At 68.5% G+C, this 15,315-nt stretch carries 14 protein-coding genes; 6 read left to right on the top strand and 8 right to left on the bottom strand.

The window, feature by feature from the left end; translation table 11 throughout:
* Positions 1 to 112: 112 nt before the first annotated feature.
* Complete coding sequence (locus ACFQV6_RS35205) at positions 113 to 646, bottom strand: CGNR zinc finger domain-containing protein (protein ID WP_378031998.1); 534 nt, start codon at positions 644 to 646, stop codon at positions 113 to 115.
* Positions 647 to 748: 102 nt separating this feature from the next.
* Here ACFQV6_RS35205 and ACFQV6_RS35210 point away from each other — a divergent pair, with 102 nt between their 5' ends.
* Positions 749 to 1,261, top strand: a complete 513-nt coding sequence (locus tag ACFQV6_RS35210) for a GNAT family N-acetyltransferase (RefSeq protein ID WP_378031999.1) — start codon at positions 749 to 751, stop codon at positions 1,259 to 1,261.
* Between the two features lie 198 nt (positions 1,262 to 1,459).
* On the opposite strand, the gene ACFQV6_RS35215 is transcribed toward ACFQV6_RS35210, so the two are convergent.
* Positions 1,460 to 2,179, bottom strand: coding sequence for an ABC transporter permease (locus ACFQV6_RS35215; RefSeq protein ID WP_378032000.1), 720 nt, complete (start codon positions 2,177 to 2,179; stop codon positions 1,460 to 1,462).
* Positions 2,180 to 2,203: 24 nt separating this feature from the next.
* The gene (locus tag ACFQV6_RS35220; RefSeq protein ID WP_378032001.1) at positions 2,204 to 3,097 is read right to left on the bottom strand and encodes an ABC transporter ATP-binding protein; all 894 of its coding nucleotides are present in this window, start codon (positions 3,095 to 3,097) and stop codon (positions 2,204 to 2,206) included.
* A gap of 131 nt (positions 3,098 to 3,228) precedes the next feature.
* On the opposite strand from ACFQV6_RS35220, the gene ACFQV6_RS35225 reads away from it, so the two are divergent.
* The 4 genes from ACFQV6_RS35225 to ACFQV6_RS35240 all read left to right on the top strand — a co-directional run bounded on the left by ACFQV6_RS35225 (position 3,229) and on the right by ACFQV6_RS35240 (position 6,980).
* Positions 3,229 to 4,359 (top strand): sensor histidine kinase, encoded by a 1,131-nt coding sequence (locus tag ACFQV6_RS35225; RefSeq protein ID WP_378032002.1) that lies wholly within the window; start codon positions 3,229 to 3,231, stop codon positions 4,357 to 4,359.
* A complete protein-coding gene (locus ACFQV6_RS35230; RefSeq protein WP_378032003.1) occupies positions 4,356 to 4,958 on the top strand; it encodes a response regulator in 603 nt (200 codons plus the stop codon). Before ACFQV6_RS35225 ends, ACFQV6_RS35230 begins: the two co-directional genes overlap by 4 nt.
* A gap of 251 nt (positions 4,959 to 5,209) precedes the next feature.
* Positions 5,210 to 5,872, top strand: coding sequence for a GPP34 family phosphoprotein (locus tag ACFQV6_RS35235; protein WP_378032004.1), 663 nt, complete (start codon positions 5,210 to 5,212; stop codon positions 5,870 to 5,872).
* Between the two features lie 163 nt (positions 5,873 to 6,035).
* Positions 6,036 to 6,980, top strand: coding sequence for a DUF1295 domain-containing protein (locus tag ACFQV6_RS35240; protein WP_378032005.1), 945 nt, complete (start codon positions 6,036 to 6,038; stop codon positions 6,978 to 6,980).
* A 121-nt stretch (positions 6,981 to 7,101) separates the two neighbouring features.
* On the opposite strand, the gene ACFQV6_RS35245 is transcribed toward ACFQV6_RS35240, so the two are convergent.
* The 5 genes from ACFQV6_RS35245 to ACFQV6_RS35265 form a co-directional block, all read right to left on the bottom strand.
* Positions 7,102 to 8,271 carry an ROK family protein gene (locus ACFQV6_RS35245; RefSeq protein WP_378032006.1) on the bottom strand — a complete coding sequence of 390 codons (1,170 nt, stop codon included), beginning with the start codon at positions 8,269 to 8,271 and terminating at the stop codon, positions 7,102 to 7,104.
* Between the two features lie 69 nt (positions 8,272 to 8,340).
* Entirely contained in the window at positions 8,341 to 9,957 is a 1,617-nt protein-coding gene (locus ACFQV6_RS35250; protein ID WP_378032007.1) for a glycoside hydrolase family 36 protein, read from the bottom strand.
* 65 nt (positions 9,958 to 10,022) lie between these two features.
* On the bottom strand, positions 10,023 to 11,375 hold the full coding sequence (locus ACFQV6_RS35255) for an ABC transporter substrate-binding protein (protein WP_378032008.1): 1,353 nt from the start codon (positions 11,373 to 11,375) through the stop codon (positions 10,023 to 10,025).
* A 26-nt stretch (positions 11,376 to 11,401) separates the two neighbouring features.
* Entirely contained in the window at positions 11,402 to 12,265 is an 864-nt protein-coding gene (locus tag ACFQV6_RS35260) for a carbohydrate ABC transporter permease (RefSeq protein ID WP_378032009.1), read from the bottom strand.
* An 11-nt stretch (positions 12,266 to 12,276) separates the two neighbouring features.
* A complete protein-coding gene (locus tag ACFQV6_RS35265) occupies positions 12,277 to 13,158 on the bottom strand; it encodes a carbohydrate ABC transporter permease (RefSeq protein ID WP_378032010.1) in 882 nt (293 codons plus the stop codon).
* Between the two features lie 211 nt (positions 13,159 to 13,369).
* Here ACFQV6_RS35265 and ACFQV6_RS35270 point away from each other — a divergent pair, with 211 nt between their 5' ends.
* Positions 13,370 to 15,313: a DUF4832 domain-containing protein gene (locus ACFQV6_RS35270; protein ID WP_378032011.1), complete on the top strand. Its 1,944-nt coding sequence runs from the start codon at positions 13,370 to 13,372 to the stop codon at positions 15,311 to 15,313.
* Positions 15,314 to 15,315: the final 2 nt, after the last annotated feature.

The following is a 15,315-nucleotide window of genomic DNA, read 5'->3' on the forward strand; positions in this document are numbered from 1 at the left end:
ACCCACAACCAGCCGGACCCAGTTCAGCCTGCATTCGAGCCACCGCGGATCTCCACCCTGAAGGGTGTTCGGTGGTCTCGGGGTACTGCAGTCTCGCGGGGCTGGCTCGGCGTCATCGGGTTTGGGCCCGCCGGCGGAACGTGGCCGCCTTGACCCGGTTCTGGCAGGGCGTTGAGCAGAAGCGCCGGCTGCCGTTCTTGGACGCGTCGATGAACGCCAGGTCGCAGCCGGGGGCGTGGCACGTGCCGACGCGGTCGTGGAGTCCGGCCCCGACGAGCCGGGCAATGGAGGCGGCGCAGATGGAAGTCCACATCGGAACGAGGGCGGCGTCGGCCGGGTGGTGATGCAGCCGCCACCGGCCGTCCTCCTTGGCGAGGTGCGGGTGCGCGGGATGCTCAACGAGAAACGTGTTGAGCCGGCCGGCGGCCGCGTCGACGTCGCCCCGATCGAGGTCGTCGACGATCTGCCGTAGCTGCCGCGCCAACTCGGTGAACCCAGGGGAGTCGCCAGACCGGAAGGCGGCGGCTGACGGCGGATCGATGGCAAGGATGCCGGCGATGGCCGGTCCGGGCTCAACCGGGCCGACCGGCCGTCCGTGGGCATGCTCCACCGCCAGCGCATTGATCAACGCCATCGCGACGACCATCCCAGGATCGTCAGCGTAACTATCTATCATGCCTTGAACAGTCACCTGTCTGTCGGTAACGTAACTGGCATTTAAACGTACACCAGTCACGGGAGCCCTGAAATGACGAGCATGACCTTGCCGGGCGTAACGCTGCGCCCAGCCGACTCGGACGACGTGGCAGCCGTAGCTGCGGTCTGGCATACCGGCTGGCGGGACGGCCACCTGGGTAATGTGCCGGCATCTCTTGAGCAGCACCGGAGACTCGACGACTTCCGCCGCCGGGTCCCCGCCCGCATCGCCGGCACCCAGGTGGCCGTCCTGGGCCCGCGGGTGATCGGCTTCGTGATGGTCGACTACGACGAGATCGAGCAGCTCTTCGTTGCTGCTGAGGCTCGGGGCCGAGGTGTAGCGGACGCCCTCCTGCGGCAGGGGGAGGAAATGGTGTCCGCTGGTGGGCTCGGCCGCGCTTGGCTGGCCGTCGCTTCAGGCAACACCCGTGCCCGGCGGTTCTACGAACGCATGGACTGGCAGGACGCCGGCCCGATCGAGTACTCGGCGGAAACCGCGACCGGATCGATTACGGTGCCCTGCCGTCGGTATGAGCGACAGCTTGGTTTCCCGAGCCGCGGGTAGCCGCAGCCGCCTAATGCCTGCGCTTCACCCTCACCCCGCCTCGCCCTCACCCCGTCTCGCCCTCACCCCACCCCACCTCGCCCTCACCCCACCTCGCCCTCACCCCACCTCGCCCTCACCCCACCTCGCCCTCACCCCACCTCGCCCGGCCCTCGCCTCGCCTCGCCTCGACCTCGACCTCGACCTCGACCCAGGCTTTCAGCGGCGCGGCTCCCAGCGGAACATGCGGGCCGCGAGGGCGACGGCGACGACGACCCAGCTCACCGTCGGCGCCAGCAGCAGGAGGGAGTCGGTTACGGCGACGCCGCCGTTCCAGGCGTTGACCACCAGTTCGGTGGCCGAGCCGCCGGGCAGCAGCCGCTTGAGCAGTGTGAGTTCCTCGGTGCCGCTGATGCCCACCCAACTGGCCACGGCGATGACGCTGAGGCTGATCGGGAGTGTGGTCACCTGGGCGTGCTCGGGCGAGTTCGTCAGCCCCGCCGTGGCCAGCCCCAGGCCGACCATCATCGTCACCATCGCGAGGACCGCCGCTACCAGGAGCAACACGTTGGCCGGCCCGCCTGCGACCACGGCCAGCACGGTCAGGATGACGGTCACCTGAACCAGGGCGAGAACGGTGACCGGCAACAACAGGCCGGCGAGGATCCCGGTGTCCGGCTCGGCGGTGGATCGCAGCCGTTTGAGAAAGAGGGTTTGCCGGCGGGACGCGAGCGTGGTCACCACCGTTGTGTAGAGCCCGAAGGCCCCGACGGTGAACATCACGATGGCCGCGATATAGCCGAGGCTGGCGACGGACGCGAAGACCTCGTGCCGGTAGATGAAGAACGCGCTGACCACCGCCGGCATGATCAGGCTGGTGACCAGTACGAGTCGGTTTCGGAAGATCTGGATCAGCTCACTGAGCGCGATGGAGAGCATGGCGAAGGTCCTTTCGTGGGGTGGTCAGCTGCCGATGGCGCGGAAGACGTCGTCGAGCCGGGTCGGGCCGGCTGACAGGTCCACCAGCTCCACGCCGTTGTCCTGAGCCCAGCCGAGCAGCACATACAGGTCTTTCGGGAGGGCGAAGGTCTCGACGAGGAACCCGTCACCGTCCGGCACCGCGGGCAGCGGCAGGGCGGGCAGCGGCAGTGCCGGCACCGGATGGGACAGTGAGAAGCGGATGACGGCCGGTAGGGCCCGCGTGAGCTCGGCGACGGTGCCCTCCCGGTGGAAGGTGCCCTGGTGCATGAGCCCGATGCGGTCGGCGCGCTGCTGCGCCTCCTCCAGGTAGTGCGTGGTGAGCACGATGGTGGAGCCGTTCTCCCGGAGCCGGTCGACCGCGCTCCAGAGGGCGTCGCGGGACTGGATGTCGAGGCCGGTGGTCGGCTCGTCCAGGAAAACCAGCTCGGGCGTCCCGTAGACGGCAGTGGCGAAGTCCAGCCGTCGTTTCTCCCCGCCGGAGAGCTGAGAGACCTTCGTGCCGGCCTTACGGGTCAGGTCGACGACGTCGAGCACACGGTCGACCTCGTCCTGGCGCCTGGTCAGCCTGCCGATCAGCCGGACCGACTCGCGGACCGTGAGATCGGGGCTGAAGCCGCTTTCCTGCAGCATGATGCCCATCCGGGGCCGCACGGCGGCTCGGTCGTGCGGGCTGCGCCCGAAGACCCGCACCGTTCCCGAGGTGGGCTGGCGGTGCCCCTCGACGGCCTCCAGGGTCGAGGTCTTGCCCGCGCCGTTCGTGCCGAGCAGCGCGTAGAGCTCACCGCGCCGCACCTGGAACGACAGGTCCTTGACCGCGTGAAAGTCGCCGTAGCTGAGATTCAGTCCTTCGACTTCGATGACTGGGGTCGTTGTCATGGCTCCATGACACCAGCGGGCGCACCCACTTGATCAGTGTCGCCACGTCACCGCAAACCAATGACGTGGTGTCACTGTCTGCCGCCCCGATCGGCCCGAATACTGGTGAGGTGACAGCAAGATCACTGCATATGACCGAGGCGACGCACGGACGGTTGCGACGCCTCAACACCATGCTGATCATCCCCATCCTCGGCGTCGCCGGGGCGTTCGTGGTGGCGTTCGACGCCAAGACCTGGTGGGACGCCGCCTTCCTGAGCCTGGGCGTGCTCGCCGCCCTGGTCGCCGCCGAGCGATGGGCCGCCGGTGAGATCCTCCGCCCGCTGGTGGCGTGGCCCTGCCTGCTCATCACCGCTGTCGTGTGGCCGATGGGCGTTCTGCTGACCGACAGCCCCAACGCGTTCTGGGGGCTCTGCGTGGTGGGCTCGCTCATCGTGCCCCGCCTCCCGCGCCACCGCGGTGCGGCAGCTGTCGCACTCATCCTCTATGTCGCCGCTGTCGGCGGTTCGCGACTGCTGCTCGTCTCCGGCGACGTGCGCGGTGACCTGATCACTTACCTGCTCGTGCCGGCCGCGATCACCATCGTCGTCACCACCCTCCAGTTCCCCAACGAGCGCTTCTACGATCTCGTCCGCGACCTCGAGCAGTCGAAGCAGCGCGAGGCCGAGCTCGCGGTCATCCGCGAACGGGTCCGTTTTGCCGGCGATCTGCACGACATCCAGGGCCACACCCTCCACGTGGTCAAACTGAAGGTCGCGCTCGCACAGAAACTCGTCCACAGCGATCCCGGCAGGGCGGAGGAGGAGCTGCGTGAGATTCATGCGCTGGTCAGCGACACGATCACACAGACGAAGGAGCTTGCGTACGCGCAACGCAGGCTCAACCTCACGGCCGAACTGGAGAACGCCAAGAACCTGTTCGAAGCCGCCGGGATCCGCGTGCGGATAACTCGGCAGGCCGACGCCGACGCCCGTGTGAGCGAACTGCTCGGCCAGGTCCTCCGCGAGACCACGACCAACATCCTGCGGCACACCCAGGCCACCGAGGTCCGAGTCACCCTGACCGGCCTAGGTATCGCCATCACGAACGACGGCGCGCAGGGCGATGCGCTGGGCGAACTCCGCGGGCTCTCGGCTCTCCGCCGGAAAGTGGCCGACGACGGCGGCAAGCTCACCGTCGAGCAGAAGGACGGCCAGTTCCTGACGGCTGCCTCCTTCACCTCGTTGGAGGGCATGCGGTCTGAACCGGGAGGGGAGCAATGACGACTGTGGTGCTTGCCGACGACGAGGCCCTGCTCCGTAAAGCGCTGGCTGCCCTGCTGCCGCTTGAGGGCGACATCACCGTCCTGGCCGAGGCGGAGGACGGCCGCACCGCCGTCGAGGCCACCCTGCAGCACCGCCCCGACGTGCTTGTCATCGACCTGGAAATGCCGAACGTCGACGGCCTCGGCGCCGTGGCGGAGATCCGTCGCACTCATCCCCACCAGGTCATCCTGATGCTCACTCGCCACGCTCGTCCGGGCGTGCTGCGCAAGGCTTTGAAGCTGGGGGTGCAGGGCTTCGTCACCAAGTCCGCGGAGCCGGCTCACATCGCCACAGTCATCACCACCCTGCGCGACGGCAAGCGGTGGATCGACCCGGATGTCTCCGCTCTCGCTGTCATCGACGACTGCCCCCTCACCGACCGCGAGCTGGATGTGCTCCGCGTGACCGGCGAGGGCTACTCCGTCGCCGACATCGCCACGCGCCTTCACCTCGCGCCGGGCACCGTCCGCAACTACCTCTCCAACGCCATGCAGAAGACCCAGACCCAGACCCGCCACGACGCGGCTCGCTATGCCCGCGAACACGATTGGCTCTAGCGAAATGAACACAACTGGTTCCGCACCAAGGCCGCACCCGAGACCGCGTTCCGGACCGAGCGGACGTGCCGCGATTTGGACCGAGCGGACGTGCCGCGTTCCAGACCGAGCGGACGTGCGTGATCTCGACCGAGCGGACGTGCGCGATCTGGACCGAGCGGACGCGCCATGTTCCGGACTGGGCGAATAGGACTGGCTCTGCTGGGCCACTACGACAGGCTTCGGCCGAAAGGATGACCGTGCAGAACGACATGCTGATCGTCGAGGACTTGATGCTGCTCCTGCTCGACGACGAAACGGGGATTCCTGCTGGAGCGGGGACTCTTCACTACGCCCTCGGCGGCGCCGTTCTTGCTGAACTGGCGCTCCTCGGCCGCATCGAGACCGACGGCGGCTATCCGGCGCTCAACAATCCGATGGTCCGTGCGATGGGGGAGGGGACGCTCCCGGATCCGTTGCTTCAGGACGCCTACGACAAGGTGGCCCGCAAGCCCCGTCTGGCGCAGACGCTGCTGATCGAAATCGGTACCCGCCTGTATGAGCAGGTGATCGACCGGCTCCTCGAACGCGGTCTGATCCGGCGTGAGAGCAAGCGTGTGCTCGGGCTGTTCCGCACGACTCGGCTGCCCGCCGACGACAGTCGCCACGAGGAGGAACTGCGCCGCAGGATCCGCGCCATCCTGGTCGACGGGGACGAGCCGGACCCCCGCACCGCCACCGTGACCGCCTTGCTCTCCGCGAGTGGCGCCCTGCCGGCCCTGCGTCCGGCATTGGCCTGGTCCACCCCGGTCGCCACCCGGGCGAAAGCACTGGAAAACGGCAACTGGGGAGCCGCGGCCGTCAACACCGCAGTCGCCGGAACCGCAGCGGCGATCGCCGCCGCCAGCGTCGCCGTGACCGTGGCCGTGACCTAGGAGCGCGGGCCGCGGGGGCGCGGGGCGGACGGACGGCGGGCGGTGGGCGGCGGCGGGCGGTGGGCGGCGGCGGGTGATGGGCGGCGGCGGGCGGTGGGCGGTGGGGAGGTCCAAGTTTGCAGGGGTCCTGGTGGAGTGCTGGTTCGGGCTTACCCTCTTCGATATGTCAGGGGATGAGGGGACGTACCGGGTGGGGCGGGGCCTGGCCTCGGCGTCGCGGGCTGTTGGGTTTGCCGTGGTGGTGCTCAGTTATGTCGTGGCGGGGATGGCGGCTTGGGCTGTTGTCGCTGTTGTGCGGGGGCAGCATCCGTTACTGGTCACGTTTTACGCGGATCTCGTTGCCACTCTCGTGGTTTTCGTGGCCAGTGTGCTGGTGGCTAATGCGAGCGTCTATGACGCGTATTGGAGTGTTGCCCCGGCGGTGATCGTGGTGGCTTGGGTGGTGTGGCGGAGCGGGGGAGACCTGGGGGAGGTCAGCGGGCGGCAGGTGGCTGTGGTTCTGCTGGTGATGGCCTGGGCGATCCGGCTCACCGCGAATTGGGCGTTGTCGTGGCGGGGGCTGGGTCATGAGGACTGGCGCTATGTGCAGTTGCGGGAGCAGCGGGCGGGTGGGTTGCCGTGGTGGCTGGTCAACCTCACCGGTATTCAGTTGATGCCGACGCTTGTGGTCTTCGGTGGACTGCTCGCGGTCTGGCCGGCGGTGACGGTTACCGGTCGGGCTTGGGGGCTGCTGGACTTTGCGGCCGTGGTGGTGACCGGGGGTGCGGTGGTGATCGAGGCTACTGCGGATCGGCAGTTGCACCGGTTTGCCAGCGATCCCGCTAATCGGGGCGGGATCATTGATCGGGGGCTCTGGAGGTATTCGCGGCATCCGAACTATCTGGGGGAGATCACGTTCTGGTGGGGGATGTGGCTGTTCGGGATGGCGGCGGCGCCGGGATGGTGGTGGACGGTGGTTGGGCCGATCACCATGGTGCTGTTGTTCGCGTTCGTCAGTGTGCCGATGATGGATCGCAGGTCGCTGGCTCGGCGTCCGGCCTATGAGCAGCACATGCGCCGTGTTCCGGCGCTGCTGCCGCGGCCGGCCAGGATCGCGCGAGGTGGATGAGGCAAGCGGATCGAGGGCAGCCAAACGGGCCGAGGAAAGCCAAGCGACAGCAAAGCCCGTCAGAGCGCCAAAAGGGTGAGCCGAACGGTAGCGAAGCGCGCGAAAGAGGAGGCGAGAGGGATCACCGGCGGCGGGGGGCTACCGGGGCGGAGAGGCCGGCGCTGAGCAGCCGATCGTCCACCTCGTTGAGGGAGAGCTTCAGCGCACCCAGGGCCACCGAATCGGCGCCGAGGGTGGAGGGGCGGACTTCGGGCGTACGCAAGCAGAGACGTTGAAGTTCTCGGCGGAGGAGGTCGAGCATGAGGTCGGCGGAGCGGGAGAAGCCGCCGCCGAAGATGACGACTTGTGGGTCGAGGGTGAGGACCAGGGCGGCGGTGCCGACGGCTAGGTCTTTGACGTAGCGGTTGACTGCGGTTCGGGCGGCTTTGTCTCCCTGGCGAGCGGCGTTGAAGACCCAGGCTGCGGCGTCGTCGGGGCTGACGGTGTCGGGGACGCCGGGGCAGTTTTGCAGGTGTGCGGGGGCGTTGAGCCAGCGGACCTGTTTGAGGGCGCCGATCTCGCCGGCCGCGCCGCCGAAGCCGCGGCGCAGGATGCCGTCGATGATGAGGCCGGCGCCGGTGCGCATGCCGGCCAGCAGGTAGACGATGTCGTCGGCGTCGCGGGCCGCGCCCTTCCAGCGTTCGGCGAGGGCGGCGAGTTTGCAGTCGTTCTCGACGAGGATCGGGCAGGCGAACCGGTCGCTCAGGTGGGTGGTGAGGTCGACGCTGTGCCAGCCGGGCAGCGGGGTGAAGAAGCTGGTGCGGCCGGTCGCGTCGACGGCGCCGGTGACCGCGGCGGTGATCGCCCAGATGTCGGAGGGTGCTTTGCCGGCTTCGGTCAGGCAGGCGGTGATGACCTCGTCGAGTTCGGCGAGTCGTTCGCCGGGGCCGGCGTCCGCGGCGACGGCGTGGCGGACGCTGTGCACGATGTTGCCGTCGAGGTCGGCGAGCAGCGCCAGGATCTTGTGCGCGCCGACGTCCACGCCGAGGACGTGACCGGCGCCGGCCCGGAACTGGTAGCGGCGTGCGGGGCGCCCGACGGCGCTGCTGGCGCCGGGTTCCAGCAGGCTGGCCCAGCCGTCGGTGACCAGGCCCTGTGCGATGACGTCGACGGCGGGCCGGGAGAGCCCGGTGCGCTGGGACAACTCGGTGACGGTCGACGGCGGATGGTCGCGGAGAGCTCGCACGACGCTCAGGGAGTTCAGCTCGCGCAGGCGCGGCAGGTCCGCTCCGGTCGTCACGATCTCTGTCAAGATATGTCCCCTTCGAGCTTACAAAATACCAAGCGGCCTGCCGCGACAGCCGGGTGAGACAAGGCAAATTCAGGTGATCGGGTACGCCTGCGCCGCCGGCGTGATCGCAGGGGTGAAGTCCACCTCACGCCCGCCGACGGTATACCGGTAGCGGCCGAGCCTGCGCACCTCGGGACGGGCCGACAGGTAGGTCGTCATGTCCTCCAGCTCGGTGGGGGTGAGCCAGGCGGGCGGGTCGGACACGGCGCGGAACCGGCAGATGTCGGCCAGGTCGCGCAGCCATCCGAGCTGCTGATCGGTGAGCAGGTTGAGCCGGCTGCGGAAGTAGATGACGTCGGGGTCGACCTCGGCGAGCGGCCCGCTCCACAGCCGGTGCACGGTGTTGACCACGGCGTTGCGGGCCATGGCGTCGGACGGGTCGTCGCTGGCGTAGTTCTGCCACATCGGCGCGACGTCGGGGCCGCTGCGCAGGCCGTCGAGGATGCCGAGCGACGGCAGCAGGATGGCGCCGCTGCCCAGCAGGTAGACGTCGTCGCCGGCGACCCGGCGGATCAGGGCCAGCGCGTCCCGGTAGGTCTGTTCCCGTTCGGCCCCGCCGGTGCGGTCACCGGGGATGGCTCCGGCGTTGATGAAGTCGAGCTTCAGGTATTTGAAACCCCACTCGTGGACGACCCGCCGGGTCAGCTCGGCGACGTGGTCGAGGGCGGCCTGCTGGGACAGGTCGAGGGCGTAGTAGCCGGTTCCCCAGTTGTTCCCGGCGATCACCAGGTCGCCCCGGCTGTCGCGCAGCAGCAGCTCCGGGTGCTCCCGCGCGAACTGGGAGCCGGGCAGGGCGATGAACGGGGCCAGCCACAGTCCGGGGGTCATCCCGGCGTCGGTGATGCGGTCGGCGAGGGCTTTCATGCCGGAGGGGAACTTGGAGTTGGGTTCCCAGTCGCCGACCAGCCGCTCCCAGCCGTCGTCGACCTGCACGACGTCGAACGGCAGCCCGTCCAGGTCCTGGATGTCCTTGGTGAGCTGCTGTTCGGTGATCTGCTCGTAGTAGGCGTACCAGGAGCACCAGACATTGCCGGCGCGGCGGTCGCTGCTGCCCAGCCGGGCCGACAGGTGCCGGGTGTAGGCGGCGAACACCTCCTCCTCGGGGCCGTAGGCGGCGAACCAGGGCTGGGCGCCGTGCTCGTACCAGCCGGAGAGGGTGTCACGGTCGGCGGAGAGGCGGGCGGTGCCCAGGCCGAGCGCGCCGAGGAGCAGGACGTTGCCGTCGCCGGCGTCGAGGGCGGCCACGGCCGAGGAGTGGTGGCGTGCCGGGTCGTCCCAGACGTCGTCGTCGGCGGTGAGACGGCGCTCCGGGTTGGCGATGCGCAGCGGCGGTTCGGACAGCCGCCGCCATCCGCACGGGCTCCAGGAGTTCTGCCCGTGCCGGTAGAACAGGGCGTCGCCCAGTTCGTGCAGCAGCGCGACGCGCCCGGGCGGCAGGATCAGGCCGCCGTCGGCTGCTTCCGGGCGGCCGGGGCCATCGTGAACGAGGCGGCCGGGTCCGTCGTGAACGAGGCGGCCGGGTCCGTCGTGAACGAGAGGGCCGGGTCCGTCGTGAACGAGGCGGCCGGGTCCGTCGTGAACGAGAGGGCCGGGGCCGTCGTGAACGAGAGCGAAGGTACGGCCGGCCAGCTCGATGAGCGATGCCATGTTTCCCCTTGCGGTTTCAGGAGTGGTGCGGCGGGCGGCCGCCGCACCTTCTCCGGTCGGTCCAGTTACTTGAAGAGGGCGTTTACCTGGTCGTTCGCCTTCTTCAGGGCGGAGGCCGAGTCGCTCTGGCCGAGCACCGACGACTGGATGGCGTCCTGCACGATCTGGCTGATCTCGTTGCCGTGCTCGGTGATCGGCAGGAAGTAGGTGCCGCCCGGTGCCTGTGCCTGGTCGACGAAGACCTGGACGTCACGGTCCTTGGCCTTGTGCGCGGCGAGGGCCTTCTCGCTGGCCGACTTGATGGCCGGGAAGACGACGCTGTTGCCGCCGACGATGTTCTGGCAGTCGGCGGAGGCGAGGAATTTGACCCACTTCCAGGCCTCGTCCTTGTGCTCGGTGCCGGCCCAGATCGCGTCGGAGAGCCCGTTGATCGGGGTCTTGCGGCCCTGCGGTCCGGTGGGCAGCGGCGCGAACGCGAACTTTGCCTTCGCGGAGTCGCCGAGGTAGGTGTTGATCGTCCAGGAGCCCGCGACGGTGATGGCGCCCTTGCCGGCGGTCATCAGCGTGTCGCGGCTGAGCGTGGAGTTCTTGTCCAGCGGAGGGCTGTAGCCCTTGGCGACGAGCGACTTGAACCATTCGATGGTCTGCGCGAGGGCGGGATCGTCGTACTTGTACTGGGTGCCCCAGGGGTTCTTGTCGAGGTAGGTGAAGCCGTTGCTCGAGGCGAGGATGCCCCACCCGTTCTGGCCCTGTGAGCCGTCGGCCCATTCCGACAGGTACCCGTACACCTTGATCTTGCTCTTGTCGAAGGCCGGGTCGAGGCCGTTGCGGCCGTTGGCGTCGACGGTGGCCTTGGCGATGAGCTGCTCGAACGTGCCGCCGTCGGTGGGGTTCCAGGTCAGGTTCGCCAGGTCGGCCGGCTTGATGCCCTGCTTGGTGAGCTGGTCGGCGTTGTAGACGAGCGCCATCGTGTCCCAGTCCTTGGGGAGGCCGTAGCGCTTGCCGTCCTTGGTGAACAGATCCGCGAGGCCGGCCTGGTACTGGGTGAGGTCGACGTTGTCGGCGGTCACGAAGGGCTGGATGTCGAGGATCTGCCCGGAGGTGACGAACTGCGGGTAGTAGGAGCCCTGGTTGGTCCACACGTCGGGGGCGTCACCGGAGGCGAGCTGGGTGGTGAGGTTCGACCAGTACTGGTCCCACGCCGACTGGGTGATCTGGATCTTGATGGTGGGGTTCGCGGTGGTGAAGGCGTCGGCGCAGGCCTGGTAGGACGCCTTCTGGTTGTCGTCCCAGAGCCAGTAGTCGAGGGTGACGCTGTCACCGGCGCCGTCGCTGTCGCCGGAGGAGGAGCATCCGGAAAGGCCGGCGATGACGGCGAGCGACAGCAACGCTGCGCCCGCTCGAGTCCTACGTGTCATCTTTTTCTCTTTTCTGCGGGAGGGGTTCACTTGCTTCCGGTGAAGTTGAGGGACTGGACCAGCCGCTTGCCGACGAACAGCAGCAGGATCGCGACCGGGATGACCGAGAGCGTCGAGGCGGCCATCAGCCCGGTCCAGTCGGGCTGGGTGTTGGGCGACTGCTGCAGGAAGACGCCGAGGGCGACGGTGACGAGGCGGTTCTCCTCGCCGCGGCCGACGAGCAGCGGCCAGAGGAAGTCCTTCCACGCCCAGACCGTGGTGGTGATGCCGATGGTGATCAGCGGGCCGCGGCTCATCGGCAGCGAGATGCGCCAGAAGATGCCCCAGGGGCCGTTGCCGTCGAGGACGGCGGCCTCCTCCACGTCGCGCGGCAGCGACAGGAAGAACTGGCGCAGGAAGAACACCGCGAACGGGGTCATCAGCAGGGTCGGCGCCACCATGCCGGCCATCGTGTTGATCAGGCCGAGGTCTTTGACCAGCACGAAGTTGGGCAGCAGCGTGAAGATCGGCGGGACCATGAGCGCGCTGATCAGGATCGCGAACACCAGGTCCCGGCCGGGGAAGCGCAGCCGGGCGAAGGCGTAGCCGGCCATGGCGCAGAACATCGTCTGGAACGCCGCGATCAGGCCGCAGTAGATGATCGAGTTGAGGATGTAGCGGGCGAAGTCGATGTGCGCGCCGGAGCCGCCGGCCGCGCGGGCCTCGGCCTCGCTGGTCAGGCCGAGCACCCGGGCGAAATTGATCATCGTCGGGTGGTTCGGCAGCAGGCCGGCGTTGTCGGTGTAGAGGTCGGCGGCGGGGGTGAGCGCCGTGCGGATCATCCACCAGAACGGGAAGACGGTGGCCACGACGATGACGGCCATGACGGTCCAGCCGAGGAATTTGCGCATGGGATCAGTCCTCAGGCCAGGTCCGAGGTGGACGCCCGCAGCAGGCGCATCTGTATCGCGGTGAGGATGCCGAGGATCAGCGCGAGGAAGACCGCCGCGGCCGACGCGTAACCCATCTGGAAGTAGGAGAACGCCTGCTGGTAGATGAAGTAGTAGAGGACCCGGGTGGCACCGGCCGGGTCGCCCTGCGTGGTGACCGCGATCGTGTCGAAGATCTGGAACGAGCCGATCAGGGAGACCACCAGCACCAGGGCGAGGACCGGGCGCAGCAGCGGCAGGGTGATGCTGCGGAACATCCGCCACTCACCGGCGCCGTCGATCGAGGCGCCCTCGTAGAGGTACTGCGGGATCTGCAGCATCCCGGCGTAGAGCAGCAGTGCGGTGTAGCCGGTGTACGCCCACGTGTTGATGGCGGCGATCGACGGCATCGCCAGGGAGGCGTCGGTGAGGAAGCCGACCGGGCCCACGCCGAGCGCGCCGAGCAGGTGGTTGACGAACCCGAGGTTGGTGTCGAGCAGCCACATCCACAGCAGGCCGACGGTCACGTTGGGAACCAGCCAGGGCAGCAGCAGCGTGGCCCGCAGCACGACCGATCGGGTCAGCCGGTGCATCAGCGCCGCGATGGCCAGGGCCAGCACGGTCTGCGATCCGATGTTGAGGACCACGTACCAGAGCGTGACCAGTAGTGAGCGCCAGAACTGCTCGTCGTGCACGAGCTTGGCGTAGTTGTCCGCGCCGACGAACGTGGGCGTGTTCAACATGCTGTAGTCGGTGACCGAGTACCAGGCGCCGCGGAACGCCGGATAGCCGTAGAAGACGGCGAACCCGGCCAGTACCGGCGCCAGGAACCACCACGCCGCGCGACGGTCGTCGCGCCGTTTTGTCGAGCTCATCCCTCGCCTCTAATCCGTGTCCGGGTTCGCTCTTGCCAGCCGCCCCGTTCTCGAATAATGATGTGGACCTTCGATATTTTGTCAATACCTCTTCGTAATACCCCGGCAACATCGGCAGCGATGGCGCCGGGAGAGGTGACCATCCCCCTGACCTGCCGGGCCCGCGATCCACCCCGCGGCGCCCGGCCGGCGCGACCCATCGGAGATCGAGATGACAACAGGAAGACGCGGCCGCACCATCCCGGCCGTTCTCGGCGCCCTCGTCCTCGGCGCCGCTCTCATGCTCATCGGCCCCGCGGCAGCGCATGCCGCACCGGCCGGCCCGCCGCCGCGCCCGGCCGCACCCGCAAGCCCCGACCCGGCGCTGCAGGTCCACCCGCTGACCGCGGCACCCGGCCCGGTCGACAACCCGCTCAAGGGCTGGGCCAAGTTCTACTCACCCGGCGCCAACCAGAACGTCGGCTACCCGCACTCGCTGACCTGGGGCTACTTCGGCCTCTCCGAGATCATGACCAGCGCGTCGAACTGCGGCAGCTACAACTGGTCGATCGTGGACAGCATGCTGGCCGAGACGGCCGCCAACGGTAATCAGGCCGCCATCCGCATCTACCTGACCTATCCCGGCGGCACCGGCAGCCACCCCGCCAACGCGATCCCGCCGTGCTTCAGCGGCAACGTCGCCAACCGGTCCGACACCTACTGGAACGTCACCCACCCCGACTACGACAGCCCGTTCCTGATCACCGCGCTGAAGAACTTCATCGCGGCGTTCGGCGCGCGCTACGACGGTGATGCCCGGCTCGGGTTCATCCACATGGGCCTGGTCGGGCTGTGGGGGGAGTGGCACACCTGGCCGTACGACACCGACACCGCCGACGGCCGGCCCAACTACATGCCTGCCGATGCCAACGGCGCCCAGCTGGTCGCCGCGTTCGACGCCGCCTTCAACCGGACCAAGCTGGAGATCAGGTACCCGGACGTGGCCGGCGGCGCCGCCAACAGCCGGGACATCGGGTATCACGACGACTCGTTCTGCTACCGCGAGGGCTCACCGCTGCAAGGGGTGACCCTGCCCGCGTCGCTCGGTGGCGCGTCCTACTCGCAGCTGACGCGCACTCTCGCCGCCGGCACCGAAAACAAGTGGATCACCAGTTCGATCGGCGGTGAGCTGCGCCCGGAGATCCAGTCGACGGCTTTCCAGTCGTGGCCGAACGGCTCGGGCAGCGTCGACGACCTCAAGGCGTGCATCGAGCTGCTGCACCCCACGTGGATGATCAATGAGCAGAGCGGCGGTTACTCGGCGGGGGACGCCAACGTGGGCGCGGCGGTACGGCTGATGGGCTACAACCTCACCGTCGACAACTCGTACTACCGGAACACCGCCACCGGCACCACGAACGTCGGTGTGCGGATCGCCAACAGCGGGGTGGCACCGTTCTACTACCCGTGGACGGTCACCCTCGGGCTGAAGAACAGCGCCGGAAGCGTCGTACGGACCTGGGACACCGCCTGGGACCTGCGTACCGTCCAGCCGCTGACGATCCGCAACTTCCCCGAGTGGAACGCCGGAGCGAACCCGAGCTACCGCGACTTCGGCCACCGGCAGTACTTCCAGCACAGCGTGAACCTGTCCGGCGTCACCTCCGGTGACTACCAGTGGGTGATGCGGGTCAAGAACCCCCTCGAGACCGTCAGCGCCGCCGCCAAGAAGCTGCGCTTCGCCAACAGCACCCAGCAGGCCGACGGCTGGCTCGGACTCGGTGCCGTGACGGTCGGCACCGGCACCGGCGGCGGCTCCACCAGTTACGAGGCCGAGGCGGCGAACAACACCCGCGGCGGCTCGGCGGTCGTGGCCTCGTGCTCCGCCTGCTCCGGCGCCTCGAAGGTCGGCTACCTCGGCAACGGCGGAACCCTCACCTTCCAGGGCGTCGCCGGCGGCACCGGCGGGTCCCGCACCGTGACCATCCACTACCTGACAGCCGAGACCCGGACCGCCGTGATCAACGGTCAGACGGTCACCTTCGCGCCCACCGGCAGCTGGGACACGGTCGGCACCGCCACGACGACGCTCACCCTGCCCGCCGGGACCACCACGATCACCGTCGCCAATCCGAGCGGCTGGGCCCCGGACATCGACCGCATCACCGTCAGCTGAGG

This window comes from Actinoplanes sp. GCM10030250 (assembly GCF_042666575.1).
Lineage (GTDB): Bacteria > Actinomycetota > Actinomycetes > Mycobacteriales > Micromonosporaceae > Actinoplanes.